This window comes from Paenibacillus sp. FSL H3-0321 (genome assembly GCF_038002865.1).
Classification (GTDB): Bacteria; Bacillota; Bacilli; order Paenibacillales; family Paenibacillaceae; genus Paenibacillus_AQ.
On the sequence record NZ_JBBODH010000001.1, the window covers coordinates 5,998,024 to 6,016,091 of the forward strand.

General features: G+C 43.9%; 14 protein-coding genes and 2 pseudogenes. 14 read left to right on the top strand and 2 right to left on the bottom strand.

All coding sequences use genetic code 11. The features are described from left to right. The first annotated feature begins 5 nt into the window (after nucleotides 1-5). The 12 genes and pseudogenes from MHI45_RS26905 (at nucleotide 6) to MHI45_RS26955 (ending at nucleotide 11,933) form a co-directional block, all read left to right on the top strand. Nucleotides 6-881, top strand: a complete 876-nt coding sequence (locus MHI45_RS26905) for a carbohydrate ABC transporter permease (protein WP_076110559.1) — start codon at nucleotides 6-8, stop codon at nucleotides 879-881. Nucleotides 882-1,035: 154 nt separating this feature from the next. Further along, a complete protein-coding gene (locus MHI45_RS26910; protein ID WP_256718094.1) occupies nucleotides 1,036-2,610 on the top strand; it encodes an extracellular solute-binding protein in 1,575 nt (524 codons plus the stop codon). A gap of 112 nt (nucleotides 2,611-2,722) precedes the next feature. Beyond that, nucleotides 2,723-4,165, top strand: a complete 1,443-nt coding sequence (locus MHI45_RS26915; RefSeq protein ID WP_076110452.1) for a response regulator transcription factor — start codon at nucleotides 2,723-2,725, stop codon at nucleotides 4,163-4,165. 20 nt (nucleotides 4,166-4,185) lie between these two features. Then, nucleotides 4,186-6,015, top strand: a complete 1,830-nt coding sequence (locus MHI45_RS26920) for a sensor histidine kinase (protein ID WP_076110453.1) — start codon at nucleotides 4,186-4,188, stop codon at nucleotides 6,013-6,015. 44 nt (nucleotides 6,016-6,059) lie between these two features. Then, complete coding sequence (locus tag MHI45_RS26925) at nucleotides 6,060-7,820, top strand: glycoside hydrolase family 2 protein (RefSeq protein ID WP_076110454.1); 1,761 nt, start codon at nucleotides 6,060-6,062, stop codon at nucleotides 7,818-7,820. Nucleotides 7,821-7,995: 175 nt separating this feature from the next. Next, nucleotides 7,996-8,415 carry a hypothetical protein gene (locus MHI45_RS26930; RefSeq protein ID WP_144024298.1) on the top strand — a complete coding sequence of 140 codons (420 nt, stop codon included), beginning with the start codon at nucleotides 7,996-7,998 and terminating at the stop codon, nucleotides 8,413-8,415. Nucleotides 8,416-8,486: 71 nt separating this feature from the next. Further along, nucleotides 8,487-8,555 (top strand): annotated as a pseudogene (locus MHI45_RS35275) (RNA polymerase subunit sigma); the annotation flags it as partial. Nucleotides 8,556-8,732: 177 nt separating this feature from the next. Beyond that, complete coding sequence (locus MHI45_RS26935; RefSeq protein WP_076110456.1) at nucleotides 8,733-9,914, top strand: MFS transporter; 1,182 nt, start codon at nucleotides 8,733-8,735, stop codon at nucleotides 9,912-9,914. A gap of 11 nt (nucleotides 9,915-9,925) precedes the next feature. After that, complete coding sequence (locus MHI45_RS26940) at nucleotides 9,926-10,480, top strand: TetR/AcrR family transcriptional regulator (RefSeq protein ID WP_076110457.1); 555 nt, start codon at nucleotides 9,926-9,928, stop codon at nucleotides 10,478-10,480. Nucleotides 10,481-10,574: 94 nt separating this feature from the next. Then, nucleotides 10,575-10,709: pseudogene (locus MHI45_RS26945) on the top strand (sigma factor-like helix-turn-helix DNA-binding protein); the annotation flags it as partial. 215 nt (nucleotides 10,710-10,924) lie between these two features. Further along, entirely contained in the window at nucleotides 10,925-11,470 is a 546-nt protein-coding gene (locus MHI45_RS26950) for a PadR family transcriptional regulator (protein WP_076110458.1), read from the top strand. Then, nucleotides 11,448-11,933, top strand: a complete 486-nt coding sequence (locus MHI45_RS26955) for a hypothetical protein (RefSeq protein WP_341119704.1) — start codon at nucleotides 11,448-11,450, stop codon at nucleotides 11,931-11,933. Before MHI45_RS26950 ends, MHI45_RS26955 begins: the two co-directional genes overlap by 23 nt. Nucleotides 11,934-11,970: 37 nt before the next feature. On the opposite strand, the gene MHI45_RS26960 is transcribed toward MHI45_RS26955, so the two are convergent. After that, a complete protein-coding gene (locus MHI45_RS26960) occupies nucleotides 11,971-13,671 on the bottom strand; it encodes a sensor histidine kinase (RefSeq protein ID WP_341119705.1) in 1,701 nt (566 codons plus the stop codon). A 23-nt stretch (nucleotides 13,672-13,694) separates the two neighbouring features. After that, a complete protein-coding gene (locus MHI45_RS26965; RefSeq protein WP_341119706.1) occupies nucleotides 13,695-15,215 on the bottom strand; it encodes a response regulator transcription factor in 1,521 nt (506 codons plus the stop codon). Between the two features lie 225 nt (nucleotides 15,216-15,440). Here MHI45_RS26965 and MHI45_RS26970 point away from each other — a divergent pair, with 225 nt between their 5' ends. Together MHI45_RS26970 and MHI45_RS26975 are read left to right on the top strand one after the other, a co-directional pair. After that, nucleotides 15,441-17,156 carry an extracellular solute-binding protein gene (locus MHI45_RS26970; RefSeq protein WP_341119707.1) on the top strand — a complete coding sequence of 572 codons (1,716 nt, stop codon included), beginning with the start codon at nucleotides 15,441-15,443 and terminating at the stop codon, nucleotides 17,154-17,156. 21 nt (nucleotides 17,157-17,177) lie between these two features. After that, on the top strand, nucleotides 17,178-18,068 hold the full coding sequence (locus MHI45_RS26975) for an ABC transporter permease (protein WP_341119708.1): 891 nt from the start codon (nucleotides 17,178-17,180) through the stop codon (nucleotides 18,066-18,068).

Consider the following 18,068-nt stretch of genomic DNA (forward strand, 5'->3'; position numbering starts at 1 on the left):
ACACTATGCGCAAAAAGAAAAAAATGAGTGTAGCGGATATTGCGATTATTGTATTTATCGTGGCATTATCCTTCACATGTATCGTTCCGTTCCTGTACATGATAGCGCTTTCTTTCAGCTCCAACGAAGCGATTGTTTCGCAAAAAGTAGGACTGTGGCCGGTAGGTTTCACAACAGAAACGTACAAAACCATCTTGAGCGATGTGGATATGCTGTATACGCTTGGATACAGTATCGTGCTTACGATTTTTTACACCATCGTGTGTATGTTCCTGACCATTTGTGCAGCGTATCCGTTAACGAAGAAGCGGCTGTGGGGAAGAAACTTTATTTTGTCAGCCCTGGTCTTCACCATGTATTTCAGCGGTGGTTTGATTCCTTCCTATATTCTGGTTAAAAACCTGGGCATGATGAATACGGTGTGGAGTCTGGTGCTGCCGGGCGCCATGAGCGTGTTTAACTTGATTATCCTGAAGACCTTCTTCACTTCTCTTCCAGAGAGTCTGGAGGAATCGGCTGCTATTGACGGGTGTTCGGATCTGGGCATTCTCATCAAGATTGTGCTCCCCCTCTCGTTGCCTTCGATTGCCACATTAAGCCTTTTCTATTCGGTGGACAGATGGAACGGATTCCAGGATGCTCTGTTCTACATTACGAAAAAAGAACTGTATCCCATGCAGTTGAAGCTGTACCAGATCATTTCGGCCAATCAGCAGCTCGACAGCCAACAAGGAGGAGAAGGAAGTATCGGCTCCTACATCGTGCCTGAGTCATTGAAAGCGGCCAGCGTTATGTTTACAACCATCCCGATTCTATTGATCTATCCCAAACTGCAGAAGTATTTCGTAGATGGTGTGATGACCGGAGCGATCAAGGGCTGAGGATAAACTGTTCAGATTGAAGGGGGGGGATTCCCGGGCTGGTAGATGATGGATGTAAAGATGCAAGGGACTTACAGCATGGACAATTTCAATAAATAGGGGCATGAAAGGGTGGTTTAAAGTGAATACGGGTATGAAGAAGACAACATCAATTATGTTTAGTATAATGCTTCTGGCCAGTGTTGCGGCAGGCTGTGGCGGTAATGACAAGAAGAGTGGAGAGACGGCATCACCAGAGGCGTCAACCGCGGCATCCGCATCACCTTCTGATCCTCCTGTAACCTTGACTGTGGAAGTGTTCGACAGAGGTGTTCAGGGACAACCGGACCTCAACAACAACATGTGGACCAAATACGTCAATGAACAATTCGGCAAGCCTAATAACGCCATTGTAGAATATGTTTCTGTACCCCGCTCCCAGGAGGTAGACAAGCTGAATGTGTTGATGGCTGCCAACCAGGCGCCTGATATTTCCTTCACCTATGACGGGACTTTAGTAACCCGCTACGCCAAAAGCAATGGCCTCTATACACTGGATGAATTGCTTGAGAAAGAGGGCCAGCAATTGAAGTCTTACTTAGGCGAGAAAGTTCTTTCCTACGGGAAATATGATGGTAAACAAGTCTCCATCCCGGGCAAGCGGACGCTGATTGCCTGGAACGGTATGTTTATCCGCAAGGATTGGCTGGATAGTCTGGGCATGCCTGTTCCGACTACCCGGGATGAATTGTACGAGGTGCTGGTTGCCTTCCGCGACAAGAACCCCGGCAATGTAAATGGTGTCATTCCGTGGGCCACAGCGGCTGCGGGCATGAATTACACTTTCGGCAACCTGGTACAATCCTTTTGGGGTGACATGTCGGAGGAGGAATTCGTTACCACCACCAACTGGCTGAAGCCCGGCAACAAGGAGGCATTCGAATGGCTGAACAAGCTGTACAATGAGAAGCTGATCAGCCCCGATTTTGCGCTGGACAAAACAACCAAGCAAGCGGATGCCGATGTGAGCAACGGCAAGGTAGGCTTCTACGCTGCCAACTGGGATTATCCGCTGCTGCAGAAAATTCGTGATCCGCTGCTGCAAAATGCGCCGGATGCCAACTATGTGCCTGTAGATACCTTCAAGAACTATGAGGGGAAGTACCTGAAAGAGGTATATAATGAGAACGGGCTGTTCTCCTTTATCCCGAAAAGCAGCAAGAATGCGGAGCTGGCCATGAAGTATCTGAACTGGATGGCTAACCCGGAAGTATTGTTCTTCCTGCAGTTCGGCCAAGAAGGCATCAACCACAAGCTGGTAGACGGCATCCCCCAGGGGATTGCCCAAACCGGAGAAAATATGCAAATGAGCAATCTGAATCTGGATTATACTCTGGTTGTAAACGGCGCAGAGCTGGGCGATACCGAAAAGAATGTCAGAACATATGCAGCAGCTTTGGCAGCCGGAGATAAGAACTATGAGAAGCTGGCTATCGATTCGTACAAGATCAATACGACAGACGGCTATACCGGCTTCTACTATGGCGTCCCGAACGAAGCTAATATCAAGTACGGCAAAACGCTCGGTGACATGAACAAGCAAATGATTGACAGGCTGGTCGTTGCCAAGCCGGCAGAGTTCGATGCCTTGTATGACAAGCTGGTGAAAGAATATATGGACGCCGGCGGTAAGGCTGTTCAAGATGAGAATGTGAAGAACTACAGAGAAGTCATAGCCAACAAAAAGTAATTCATTGTATACGGATAAGCCATCTATTGTTCTTCACCGTGGTTTATCCGTATTTCATTTGTTATTCTCGAACAGTTATTCTATTAATCCATATGTTCAGGAGAGGATACCCATGTACAAGGTCATGATTGTAGATGATGAGTCGTGGGCGATTAGAGGAATCCGCAACGCCTTTGACTGGGATAAGTATGGTTTTGAAATCGTTGGACAGTTTACAAGCGCTTACAAAGCGTGGGATGCCATAAGAGCGAAGGAACCGGATTTGGTGTTTACTGATATCCGTATGCCGGACATTTCCGGACTGGATCTGATGAAGAGGGCCAAAGCACATGGTATGAACATTGAGTTTGTTATCGTAAGCGGATATGCGGAATTTGAATACGCCCAGGAAGCGATGCGTTACGGCGCGCTGGATTATTTCCTGAAGCCTTTGGATGTTGATATGGCTGATCAGTTCATTGCGAAGCTCGCCATGCACTTCTCCCGGAGAAGCGCTGCACGCAATCACCTCCTTCTGGATGCGCTGACGTCAGCGGATCAGGATGAGATAAAGCGCTTCCTGCCGCTTTCCGATTGCGCGGCTGTATGCTATTACCAGGTGCTTGCTCTCTATTTCGAGGGCGAGAATAAGGATTTCAGAAAGCTGCTGTCTTTGGAGGGAAGGCCTGTTTATGCTGTGGAAGTTGAAGCCGGAACCAGAAAAATGTTGGTTGTTCTGATGACGGAGCATAGGGCTTGTTTGGAAGGGAATTGGGATGAATTGGTTCTGAATAAGACTGGCATCCATGTTGTGGGCATTAGCAGCATCTCCAGCCAGCTTAAGCATATGAGCAAGCTGATTAAAGAAGCAGACCTGTCCGCCTCCCAAGTTTTTCTGGAGGAAGCTGCAGGCGCCGTTCACTACGAGCCGAAGCTTCATCTGGTGAAACCATGTATTGATGGGCTCTATAGTATCATTCAGGAGAATCAATTTGACAACGTGGGTGTGTACATCAAAGGGCTGCAGGAATACTTTAGGGATCATCATCTGGGCATGTGTGAGGTTGTCTACTTGTGGAATCAGGCAGTGGGGATACTTGTAAACGCATATTCCGAGGAATTGAAGGACATGGAACTGGAATTCCTGAATTATTCCGAGATCAAGGAACGATTTGAACACTTTGAATCTATGTGCAGCTTTCTGCATGACGTCCTCGCCTCCATCAGGCAAGAGAACAGCCGCTCCTTGCAGGAAGGGGATATCCTGTCCTGCTTCAACCGGATGATAGCCTATATCGACCGGCACTTTGAGCAGAAATTGTATTTGAAGGATTTGTCCGCCCAATTCTTCATCAATCAGGTGTATTGCTGTCAATTATTCAAAAAAAATCTGGGCAAAACCTTCTCCGAATATGTGTCGGAACTCAGGATCAAGAAAGCCCGTGAGCTTCTGAAGCAAACTGGCCTGTCTATTGAGAAAATTGCCATTAAGTCCGGGTATGTGGATTATTATTATTTCAATAAAGTTTTCAAGAAGCATTGCGGGATGACGCCCACCAAATTCAGAAAAAGTTAATATGAACGGAGCGGTGGGCCATGAAGACCAGTAAACTGAAATTGAAACATCAGATATGGCTTATCTTTTTTTTCTCTATCGTTATATTCACAGTCATGGAATTTTATTTTTTTTATAGTTTCTCTAATTTAACCCAGAAGAGAGCCGCCACTTACGGCAACCAGATGATTGAGCAAACACGCCGCAAGATTGATTCCGTGTTTAATGATATCAGGGTCAGCACCAGTATTGCCGTCAATAGTAAACTGATTCAGGAATTTTCCGTAGTGGATGATGATTACAAAAGGGCGTTTGATAGTGGTCCATATGCACTGGATCTCATGGAATATATGAGATCCTTTAATTCATATGTGAACGGAATTGTAATTAATGACATCCGGGGAAGGCGGCTTTACAGTCTGGCGTCCGCAAGCGGCGATATTTTTTTTATCAATCGTTATGAAACCTTTATTCGCAAGTATAAGGATGATCCTTCGCTTCGGGAGAAGGGAATGTTCACTACGATTTTAAAAGACGACAGAACAGAAACGGAACAGTTTTTTTATATCGCGCCGATTGTGGAGGCTATCGGGGGAATCTATTTCTCTCAAATTACGGGTTACTGCACAGTGATGGTCAATATGGAAAAGATGCAGGGGCTTGTGGAAAATACGGAATTAACGCAGAGCTCCACCTTGTACATTCTAAATAGCCGGGACGAGGTGATTGCCTCCACGAATTCCAATGCCCGCGGCACATTGTTCAGGGATGTGCTATCTATGGATAAGGACATCTTGCTTAACGGTGTAAAAGAAACCATCGACGGGGAAGAAATTCTTGTCCAGGTCAAGGGTTTGGAGCAGGCAGACGGGTGGAGAATCGTCAGTATGATTCCGGTGCATGAACTGACTGCGGACATGACCCCCATGCGGAAGGTCAGCATTATCGTGGGAATTGGCATTATTCTAACTATGATCATCACAGGCAGTTTTTTCATGAACAATTTGATGCGTCCGCTGATGGGACTTGTTATGGATATGAAGAGGGTGGGGAGGCGGGACATGGGCTTCCGCATTAAAGTCCGGTTCACCAATGAGGTGGGCTTGCTGGCCTGCGACATTAACCGGATGATGGATGAAATGGAGGAAATGGCAAGAGACATGTTCAATACCCAGGCCAGATTATATGAATCCGAGCTGAGCCAGAAGCAGGCGGAGTTTTCTGCCCTGCAAAGCCAGATCAATCCCCATTTCCTCTATAATACGCTGAACTGTATCAGCAGCATCGGATTGGAATACGGAAGCAGAGAGATTGCGCAAATTACATTTTGCATGTCTAAGATATTCCGTTACAGCATCAAAAAGGATGATCTTGTACAGATCAGGGAAGAAGTTGACTGTATTCAGGCTTATATGAAGATTATCTTAATTCGGTACGAGAATAAGTTCTCCATGGAGCTTGATGTGGAGGACAGGCTGCTCAAAATGAAAACGCCCAAAATGATACTCCAGCCCATTGTGGAGAATTCCGTCTACCACGGGCTGGAGCGGATGGACCAAGGGGGGCGGCTCCAGGTTACCGGAAGCGTGGATGCGCATGGGGATGTGTGCTTCTGTATTACAGATACAGGGAAGGGAATGGAGCCGGAGGTGCTGGCCGCCCTCCAAGCCAAGCTGGGCATGGAGTACCCGGAGCATGCGTCAGACGGTCAACCAACAAAAGGCATTGGGCTAACCAATATCCATAACAGGCTCCGGCTGCTGTTCGGAGAGGGTTACGGGATCACCATAGAGAGCCGGGTCGGCCATGGGACGACAGTGACCGTGAAGATTCCGCAGCTGTTAAACGACCGCAAACCTTTGGAAGAGTAGCAGGAAATTTGTTTTGTATAACATAAAAGAAGGGAATGTGAGCTATGACTTCATCCATCCTGCGGACAGAATATCCGCGTCCGCAATTCGTAAGACCAGACTGGCAGCATTTGAATGGAACATGGGGGTTTGAATTTGATGACGAACGTGTCGGCGATACCGCGCAATGGAGCAGCGGCCAGCAAGCCTTCAGCCGTCAGATTCAGGTCCCCTTCACTTACCAAAGCAAATTGAGCGGCATTGGAGAAGCGGCTTTCCATGATCTGGTGTGGTACAAGCGCAGCTTTGCGATTCCGGCGGAATGGGCGGGGCGGCGGGTTATCCTGCACTTCGGCGCAGTGGATTATCAGGCTACAGTCTGGGTAAACGGCAGGCAAGCAGCCTATCACGAAGGCGGCCATACGCCGTTCCAGGCGGATATCACGTTCGCTCTGCTGGATGGAGAGAATACTGTGGTGGTGCGGGCCGAGGATTTCAGCAGGGATGTGACCTTGCCACGGGGGAAGCAATATTGGAAGGAGGATTCGGCTTCTATCTTCTATACCCGGACAACGGGAATCTGGCAGACCGTATGGCTGGAGCCTGTTGCGGAGCTTCATATCAAGAAGCTGAAGCTCACGCCGGACATTGACCGCAATGAAATCCAAATCCGCACGTTTCTTAATCAAGCTCCGGTTGGCTGCAAGGCGGAAGTCACCATCGGCATCCGCTTCAAGGACGAATATCTGGCTACTACCAGCTTCTCGATGGATCATGCGGAAGAAGCCCGCACCATCGGACTCCATGACTTTAACGATCACGGATTAGGGCGCTGGTGGTCGCCGGAGCATCCGAATCTGTACGACGTAACCGTTACGCTCTTCGTGGACGGCATTCAGGAGGACCAAGCGGAAAGCTACTTCGGCATGCGCAAAATAGCGGTGGAAGCCGGCAAGCTGATGCTGAATAACCGGGTCTATTTTATGCGGCTGGTGCTGGATCAGGGGTACTTCCCGGACGGGATTCTGACGGCTCCCAGTGATGAGGCATTGAAGCAGGACATTGAACTGGCTAAACAAATGGGCTTTAACGGCGCACGCAAGCACCAGAAGATAGAGGACCCCCGCTTCTTGTATTGGGCGGACCGGCTCGGTTATCTGGTATGGGGGGAGATGGCCAATGCCTATGCGTATTCGGAGGAATATGTGCGCAAGGTAACGGCGGAATGGCAGGAGGCGGTGGAGCGGGACTACAACCATCCGTCTCTGGTGGTGTGGGTTCCCCTTAACGAAAGCTGGGGGGTGCCCAACATCTTAATCGATAAGCGGCAGCAGCGCCATGCCATGGCGATGTATTATCTGACCAAATCCCTGGATGACAGCAGGCTGGTTATCTCCAATGACGGTTGGGAGCAGATGACCACGGATCTGGTCACCATCCATGACTATGAATGGAGGCGGGAGGATTTGACGGAGCGCTACAGCACCTTGGAGCGGACGTTGGAAGGAAAACCGCACAGCAGGGAGCTGTTTGTAGGGGGAACCGCATATACGGGCCAACCGGTTCTGGTGACGGAGTTCGGGGGTATTGCCTATAAGAAAAGCGATTGGGAGGGCTGGGGCTATTCCGGTGCAGACAACGATGAGGATTTCCTGGCTAAGCTCGCCGACGTGATAGAGCCGCTGCTGCAATCGCCTCATGTCCAAGGCTTTTGTTATACTCAACTGACCGATGTGGAACAGGAGATCAACGGTTTGTTGACCTATGACCGGGCCCTCAAGGTTCCGTTGGAAAAAATAAGACAAATCGTTGCCGGGAAGGTATAGGGAAATAGATCGCACAACACTATAGAGCGAAGTTGACCAGTACGGTAGTCTGCGTGAATGGTGGACTGAAGCGGACTACAAGGCCTTTTTTGAAAGTTGGGCCACCATCTTCAGAACCTTGATGCGTTATGAGAACCAGTACCTCTATACTTATAAAGCGGAGCTTAACCGCGTAGTGGCTCCAAATACTGAGCTAATCTCGGGCAATGACTACCAGTATATTCAGGAAGGGGAACTAGAACTTCGCAACGGTGAGGTGCGCCGTAATCAGCCGGTCAAGATTGCTGATACGGGTGACTACATCAATCTCGACATGGACAACAGGGAACCGATGAAGCTGCCTGCCAGCGGAATTGTGCTCTCTGAACGGACCGCTAAGGTTCTAGGCATCAACATAGGCGGAACGGTGGAGTGGCGTTTTGCCTTAATAGTATTGGCAGCACTGATGATCGGGATTGATTACGCAGTAGGGGATTTCTTAAATGAACCAGTGGAACAGACGATGCTTCTGGTAAAGCCTACTGTAGCTGGGGGTGGAGCTCTTCTGCTGGTCATAGCCCGATTGCTGCGGCGCAGCATGAGACCGGAACAATAACATCAGACCTGCTGCACAACACCCTACCATTACCTGTTACAGGTGAAGGTAGGGTTTTAAGTGTATTTAGGTATGTTTCAAGAATAGAAAAAAGGGCGCTGATGAAGTTTTATCATGAGTTTTATAAGCTGAAGCGTTAGAGATGTTGAAAATTGTGATTCTTGATTGTTCCAGCGCTTCTTAAAGTATCGATTAAGAAGATTTGTTACCTTGGTCAGACAAATAATTAATTATTACCTTGTATAATAAGCATTGATATTCTGACCGCGATCAGGTAAAATTACAGACATTCTTATAATTGGAGGTTTGAAAATACTATGCAACAAGAAGTCCAAACTTATAAAAAAATGAGTTCGGAAAAGCTCTGGTCATTACCTTATGTTTTTCTTATGGTTTCAAATGCTTTACTCTTTATGGTATTTGAGATGATGCTTCCAACATTGCCACTGTTTGTTAGAACGATTGGTGGAGATGCAGCTCAAATTGGACTTGTAACGGGTAGCTTCACCCTGTCTGCTATTTTGGTACGTATTTTTGCTGGGGTACTTGCTACAAAAATAAACAAGAAGTATTTACTCATTATTGGTGTAGCGATTTGCACACTAACTACGGGGGCTTATTATCTTGCTCCAAATGTGTCGATATTAGTGGCGATCCGTTTAGTGAATGGTGCCGGATTTGGACTAGCATCAACCTATTTTGCAACAATTGTAGCCGAAGTTATTCCAAAGGAACGCCGTGGAGAGGGTATTGGTTACTTTGGTGTAGGTGAAACTGTTGCGATATCAATTGGTCCCATGATTGGTATTATGTTACTTGATCTCTATGGTTATCAGCGTCTATTTTTAGGAGGGATGGCTATTCTGTTACTATCCATCATGTCGATATTTTTAGTGAAACGAAAAGTAACAGAAGAAGTGCCATTACAAGAGGTGCGTGTGAAGTTATTCGAAAAACGTGTGTTTTTTCCTTCTTTTTTGGTGTTTTTCACTGGGTTTGCAGCATCGGGTATAATGTCTTATTTATCACTTTATGCACTTGATAAAAATTTTGAACAGGTCGGTTTATTTTTCTTTACAATAGCAATAGCTAGTTTTATTGTACGCTTCTTCTCGGGCAGTTTATTTGATAAATATGGTCCAAGTATTATTTTGATACCTGGTGCAATTCTAAGTCTCTTAGGTTTCTTTGTACTATTTAATGCTGATTCTAATCCCTCATTCTTTATTGCTGCATTTCTATATGGTTTTGGATTTGGAGCAATTTTTCCGGCCATTCAAACATGGTGCTTGAATTTAGTAGAAGAGCACCAGCATGAAGATGCGATGGCTAGTTTCTATAATTTTTTTGATATTGGTATTGGCGGTGGAGCAGTATTACTTGGATTATTAGCGGCGAAATATTCCTATCAGGCGGTATTTCTAGTAGCAATGATTTGTTATATTTTTTTCTTAATGATGTATACTGTTTATAAATTCAGAAAAAATATGATCAAATAAAGGTGAGCACTATGAAGGATCAGATTAAAGAAATAGCAATTTTACACTTAAATAAATTTGGCTATGAAGGTGTCAAAATGGCACATATTGCAACAGAAGCATGTATAAAAAAGCAGTCACTATCTTATTACTATCCATCAAAGAAAGAGTTAGTTATTGAACTCTATACTGAAGTCGTGGAAAAGGAAATAAAGTACGTAGAAGCATTTTTTCAACAGCACAAAGATCTTTCGATCAAAGAGCAACTATATAAATTTTTATCAGAATTCAAAGTGCGGTCTCAACAACAAGCCCATGTGGTATTTTTGCAGATGACTGCCTATATGGCACCATTTGAATTGAAGAATTTTGTAGCTTCTGAGTACAACAAGTATCTACATGTTGTTAAGAGGGAGATTTTATCAGCTTTTAGTCAAGTAGATACTACCTTTTCCACAGAAGAAAGTTCGATGGCTTTTCTCATTATTTGGGATGGTCTCTTAGCGAAAATAATATATGAGCCGAATCAAGCTTACGAAGAATTACTTGACACTACTTTTACAATTTTTTGGAGAGGGATTTCTTAAGTGGATTTTTAATAGTGATGTTGGTTCTTCTAATGGTGGGTTTAATGCCAGGAATATCCAGTTCATATGAAACCTCTTGTTTTGCTTGTGATCGAGGATGTACCGGGAGATCGCCAAGGATCTCGGCACTAGTCGCAGTTATGTGTCACGGATAGAGAAGCGGGCGCTGATGTACCATGAGTTTATAAAGCGAAGCGATAGAGATGTTGAAAATTGCAGTTTACTTTGAGAAATCTAAAGGGATAACATCCTTTTGGATTTTTTTGTTTAGATTGAAAGCGTAGTACGTCATTCTTTGTTTCTTGTCCAGCGTAGCTAAAATAAGCTTACTAAATAAAATTCCGCATACCCTATTGACAAATCGATCATCAGCCTTTAAGTTTAATGTATCGAAACGATATATATCGCTTGTATATATAAGTTTTTTAAGAAGGGATGGATTTTATGTTGATTTACGTAATACTTGGGTTTCTCTGCGAAAAGGATATGACAGGATATGAAATCAAGCAGAAGATGACGTTAAGTACTTCCAACTTTATTGATGCCAGCTTCGGAAGCATATATCCTATGCTGAAAAAAATGGAAAAGGGGGAGCTTATCAAGTTTGAAGAAGTGGTAGAGGAAGGCAGATTTAAAAAATCATATGGTATCACGGAAAGAGGGAAGAGTGAATTTATAGAATGGTTAAAAACACCCTGTACTTTTTCCCCTTTTAATTATGAGTATTTGAATAAGCTTTTCTTCTATAAATATCTTGAGGATCTTGAGGTTGTTCGATTGATTGCCAGCTTTCAAACCACTGTCGCCAGTGAATATAACAAGCTTGCCTTGATAGAAGAGCAACACGGTCATGAGATGGGGGGGTATGAGCACGCGACGTTGATGTTTGGCAAAGAATATTATCAAATGATTATGAACTGGCATGATGAACTCACAGGAAAAATCACAGGAAAGAAGGCTAATGAACATGCGAATGACAAAGAAATTTAAATTGCAGATTGCTGCTAAAAATGTGGATTTGTACAAATGGGTAACTGAGATGACTCCAGCTGAATATGAATCATTTTCAAAAGGTCACAAGGCAATGGGCAGTTATTTTGAAGATGGGGAATTCTATATGGTTAATGTGGAAAATATGGGGAATGAAATGATTGTTCAGCACTATCAATTAAAAGACCACACAGAGGATCATTTGCGTTTCTACTCTGACAGGACAAAAGCATATATATACCGATGGATACCAGCCGTTGTTGGAGTTCCATGGGAAATGAAGGTCACTCCAATTGATAACTACTCTTGCGAACTTAGTTGTACGATTGGAGCGGACTTTCCATCCCGGCTACTGGCTTTTGCAGCATGGATAAATGGTTTTGGCGGATTCTTTATGAGAAAACATTTAGCCGATGAGGGCGAGAAATTTGCTAAAGATATAGAAAATAAATTTAATAAATAGTTTATCATAACACCGGGGAAGATACTTTGAGCCAGGGTTATACTTTAAGTTCGCCATAAGGAATTTTGAGTGTGATTTGAGTCCCTTCCCCGACAATACTATGGATCGTTAGTCCATACTGCTCGCCGTACATTAGAACCGCCCGATCATTTACATTTTTAAGTCCATACCCTTTAGATTGAGATTTAAGCAAAAGAACAAGCTGCTCTTGCTCCACTCCAACCCCATTGTCAGTGATCTGCAGAACAATACTTTGCTCTTCTTTCTTGGCTGAGAGATGTATTATTCCATCACCGTCTCCACGGTTTTCAATTCCATGAATGATCGCATTTTCAACTAAAGGTTGGAGCATCAGATTGGGCATAAGGCAAGAAAGAATGGAGTCATCAATCTGATAGTCCACTTTGAAATTATTGCTGTGCATAATCAATTGGATATTAATATAGGACTGCACATTAAGAATTTCATCCGAAACCAATATAAGATTCTCCCCCTTATTGAGAGTTGTACGATAAAATGTTGATAAAAGCTGTGCCATTTCACTAATATCCGTCGCATGGATTCGCAGTGCTCTCCAATTAATTATAGAGAGGGAATTGTAAAGGAAATGAGGGTTGATTTGCGCCTGCAGAGCTTTCATCTCATATTCCTTGCGTGCGATTTCTGCCACATACACAGTATCAATAAGAGTTTTGGTTTTCCCCACCATATTTCCAAATCCTCTGATCAGATCACCAATTTCATCTTTAGACTCGCTAGAGACTTTAATATCCAAATTCCCTTCTCCGACAAGCTTCATGCTTTTATGCAGCCGATGAATAGGCAACATAATTCTACGAGAAAAGAGAGTGCCCGCCACGACAACTGCCGCGATGCAGGCGGCAATCATCAACAGGACGATCAAGGCAATCCACCATGCGGACTTTGTGATTAGACTTGTCGGCTTATATAAATATACGTTCCATCCCGCAAGCTGGACAGTAGAAGACAAGACGGTGTAGCTCTCACCATGCCAATGCAGCTTAGCGGTAACCGGAAAATCCGGGTTTTCACGGTTGGCTCTCGAGGAATAGACAGTATTTCCGCTGGAGTCCAATATAATAATCTCCGAGCCGTGAGATTGGAGGGGCTCAAAAGTTTTGAATAGCTTATCATAGTTAACCCGTGCAAATAGAATATTATCTTTGGGGTTTCTCTGTTTCGTGCTAAGGATTCTGCGGACACTGTATATGTTTTTTTCACTGGCAGACCAAAGAACATCAACCGATTTCATTACATTCGGGTACCAGGAGGTTCTCTTTATTTCATTAATAGGGATTACGGTGTTTCCGTGTTGAGGTAAATTAGTCCCAGTATAAAGCGTGATTTGTTCTACTCCAGGATTTAAGTAACGTGCGGTATAGAAGTTTTGATCGATTACGTTAGTTAACTGATCATACATTTCATATTCACTGGTATAAGTGTTGTTGGCAGCATTTACAATTTCTTGATTGAAGCTCAGAAAGTTCATGAATTTATTATAAACATCTAGTTGATTGTTTACAGCTAAGACACTTTGAGTTAATGTGGCATTTAGATCGGCTTTTGCCTGCTGCACTAAGAGTGACCTGGTTTTTGAGAAGCAAAAACTTCCGAGAACAATCACAGGAATCATACTTACCAGTAAAAAAGAAAGCTTTATTTTGGTTTGAAATCGAAAGTCACCAATTCTCTGTTTAAAAGCCCGCCATATCTGCATGCTATTCCTCTCCCAAGTTGAGTCTATTTCTGATTCAACTGTCTAAATTTCTCAGGAGTTTGCCCGAAAAAATCTCTGAAATTTTGGCAAAAATAAGAAACGTTTTGGAATCCCACTGTATAGCAAATGTCCGATACTTTTAGATGTGTCTGCATCAGCAAGTCTTTCGCTACTTTCATACGAACATTTTTAATATACTTATTTAATCCGTTTCCCGTATTTTTTTTGAAAATTGAACTTAAATAATGGGGAGACAAATGTACCTTTGCAGCAAGAAGCTCCAAACTCAAATCCTCGCCGTAATGATCCCCGATGTACTGCTTTACAGAGGCAATATCCCGATTTAAAAATTCCGAACTGCTGTACTCTTGCTCAAGACGGGCAATTCCTTCAAATATGATTTCTTTTATTTCCTTTAATTCTTCTGTTTTGTATAGTTTTTCGATTCCCCGGCAGAGCTCTATTTCAGGAATAGGTGCTGAATAAGTCATAATTTCCTGATACAAAGAGGAGAACATATACTTGACATATAATTGTGAAAATTGAAGCTGCTTCGCATATTTTTGATACAATAAATCTGTATTGGCTCTAAGACTAAAAAAATCTCTAGCCATCAAATCACTTCTGATTTTGTCTAATAAATCATTATCTGATAGTTCGGGGAGCATATCATCAGCAAAATAAAAATCTTTTTTGACATCAAATACAAAAAAATCCGCTGAGAAGAACCGGTATTCCATCAGTTGATCTAATTGGATCAGAGCCGTTGAAAGATCCGGTAACATAGTGATTTCATCATGAATAGCAAGGTAGCAATTCACTTTATATTTCTTTAGTATGCTGTCTCGTATATGCATGCCTAATTCATGGGATGAAGAGAAAGACCATGATTGACGCTGGGAAAACAGCAGCAGACTTTGACAATCATTTAGATTTAAGTAATCAATCTCCCCCTCTAACAAAGACAAGATAAATTCCTCGAAATCCGGTTCGACATTCTCAAAAAAATTCTTTTCAAATTCCATCAAAACCATTCCATGATAATGATTGGGCAGACCGAACGAAACATCCTTTATAGAGGACGGCATTCCCAAGCCGTTAACCAGATTAAAAAGCACATGTTTCTTAACATAACCTTGTTTAATTTGCGAAGCGGCATTTTCCTGTTTTTGGTCCATTAACTGATCCATTACTTTTTGCATGGTATTTTGAAAGGCTTCAACATTGATCGGTTTGAGGAGATATTCCGAGACACCAAGGGAGATGGCCGTTTTTGCATATTCAAATTCGGCGAAGCCGCTGAACAGAATAACTTTCAAGCTGGATTGAAGGCTTAAAGCTTTTTTTGAAAGCTGCAGTCCATCCATTAATGGCATTCTAACATCAGTAAAGAGGATATCTACAGACTTATGCTCTAAATAATCGAGAGCCTTTCGTCCGTTTTCCGCCGTTAGAACATGGAGGGGAAACCCCAGTTCATGAATGAGAAATTCGATACCCTCCCGTTCTTCCCTTTGGTCATCTACTACTAATATGCTTAACATTTCGGTCGTCCTCTCCAAGCGCAGTATGCCAAACCCAGTAATTCATTTTGATTGTACCATGGTTTAAATGAATTCAATCAGCGGGCAAAACATGTTGCTTAAAGTGAGTTATATATTTGTGTAAAACGCAATTTATTTGCGTATACGGTCAAATGGCCATAGTTCTACAATGAAGATGCAAAACAATATGGGCTTTCGTTCTTATCAATTAAGGGGGATTATGTAATGAAATCGACAGTTAAAAAGTCTGCTTCTATCTTGTTGACAGCGCTTTTATCCGCTTCTCTCGCAGGCTGTCAAAACTCCAATTCCAACAATACCACCAAAGATTCTGCGGTCAATTTGAATGATCCGGCATGGAAGAAAGCCATGACAACACCTTATGAAGCCTATCCTGAAACCGTTAACTATACGGTTGGAGCGACAGCAACTAGTTATACGCCGCTTGAGGGGACAGCTTATGAGGGGGATAATTCCACCAACAATGTGTGGACGAGGTATTTTAAAGATAAACTCAACGTGCAAAACGAAGTTGCATTTGAAGCGAATGACGGCACAGATTACGTTCAAAAGGTTTCGATGGCCATTGCAGGGGGCACTATTCCCGACATCATGGTGGTTTCCGACCAGACCACCCTGCAACAGCTCTATGAGAACGATCTGATTGCGGATTTGACGGATGCTTATACAAACTGTGCCAGCGACCGGATCAAGGAGATTTACGATTCCTATGATGGCCGTGTCCTGGAGACCGCCAGATTTGATGATAAAATAATGGCGCTGCCCACTACCGAAATTTCTCACGGCCCGGGTGTGCTTTGGTTGCGTAAAGACTGGATGGACAAACTGGGCCTCTCCGAGCCCAAAACGATGGATGATGTAGAAAATATTATTACTCAATTTGTAGAGAAAGATCCCGGCGGCAATGGAGCCGGAAAAACGGTCGGTCTTGTGGTCGATAATGAAAATGTCGCCGGAATATCCGGGGGGCAATATGAATTGAATAACATTTTTGCGCTGTATGGCGCTTTCCCAAAACAGTGGATTAAGGATGGAAGCGGCAAGGCGGCTTATGGTTCCGTGCAGCCTGAAATGAAACCTGCCCTTGCAAAGCTGGCGGATCTATACAACAAGAAATTGATTGACCAACAATTTGCCGTGCGGACATCCGACGACCGAAAGGCGCTGCTTACCAGCGGAAAGAGCGGTTCGTTCATGGACAACTGGTGGGGAAGCTGGACGGTGGCGGATACGCTTAAGCTGAACCCGGATGCCAAGTGGGTTTCCTATGTGGCACCGCAATCGGAGGATGGCTCAGTTACGATGTTCACCGGCAATCCTGCGAGTAGTTACCTTGTGGTTCGGAAGGGGTTCGAGCATCCGGAGGTTGCTGTAAAAATGGCCAGCCTTCAGTTTGATTACCAGCGTTATCTGGAAAAGGACACAACCGTTTTGAAGCAGTTTGAGGACTACAGCAGCAATAATATCGGAGGCTCTCCGCTGGCCATTAATATCGATTACTATGATGCATTTTACCGTAATGTCGGGATTTATGAGGATGCGCTAAAGACTGGTGACAGCAGCAAATTGCTCAGCAACAGTGATAAGAACTCCTATCGCTCCTACAAGAAATATTTGGACAGTGTAAAAAACGGAGAGAAGCCGGACCCGACCGCGTGGGCCGGGTATACTTCGAGTATCACGACTGCCAACCTGGTCAAGAATTCAAAGGTCAAGGAGATTAACCCTATCTTTTTTGGAACAACGCCTTCCATGGCGCTGAAGTTGCCGACATTGACCAAAATGGAGCTTGAAATGTATTTGAAGATCATTACCGGAGAGCAAGCCCCTGATGAATTTGATAGTTTTGTGAGCAGCTGGAAAAAAACCGGCGGCGATACGATTACAAAGGAAGTCAACGAAGCACTCACCTCCAAATGATGCTGAAAGAGATGATTCTTGATGAAAAATAAAAAAGACCAATCTGCGTTCCACCTTATGCTCGCACCGAGTATGGTATTCTTGATTATTTTCTCCTTCATACCGATGTTCGGCATCGTAATGGCTTTTCAAAATTACATTCCGGCCAAGGGTATCAGCGGATCAGCATGGGTGGGACTTGATAATTTCAAGTTTATGTTTCAAATTCCCGACAGCAGGCAGATTTTAATCAACACAATGGTAATTGCCATATGGAAAATTGTTGTGGGAACCTTTGTTTCGATTGTATTCGCCTTATTGTTAAATGAAATCCGCCTACGTTTTGCCAAAAAGTTTATGCAGACCGTTGTTTATTTGCCTAATTTTCTTTCCTGGGCCGTATTGGCTACAGTCGTGATGAATATTTTTTCGTACGAAGGTCCGGTCAACGCATTATTGGGATGGCTTGGCATTGATCCGGTTTTGTTTATGGCCAGCAATCATTGGTTTAGACCTATGCTGGTGCTGACTGATGTGTGGAAAGGGTTTGGATATGGCTCCATCATATACTTAGCCTCATTGACGGCTATTGATCCGGGACTTTATGAGGCGTCTTCCATCGACGGAGCCAATCGTTTTAAACAACTGTGGTATGTGACTTTGCCCGGCTTGATGCCTACCATATTACTTGTTACGACTTTAAATTTGCCCAATGTACTCAATGCCGGTTTTGACCAAATTTTCAATCTTTATAATCCCTTGGTTTACGCAACTTCCGATATTATTGACACTTATGTATACCGGGTAGGCTTAGTGGAGAGACAATACAGCTTGGGTACAGCCATCGGACTCTTGCGGTCTGTTGTCGGAATCGTCCTCATTCTTTCTGCCAATAAGCTAGCTCAAAAGTTAACAGATTACCGAATTTTCTAA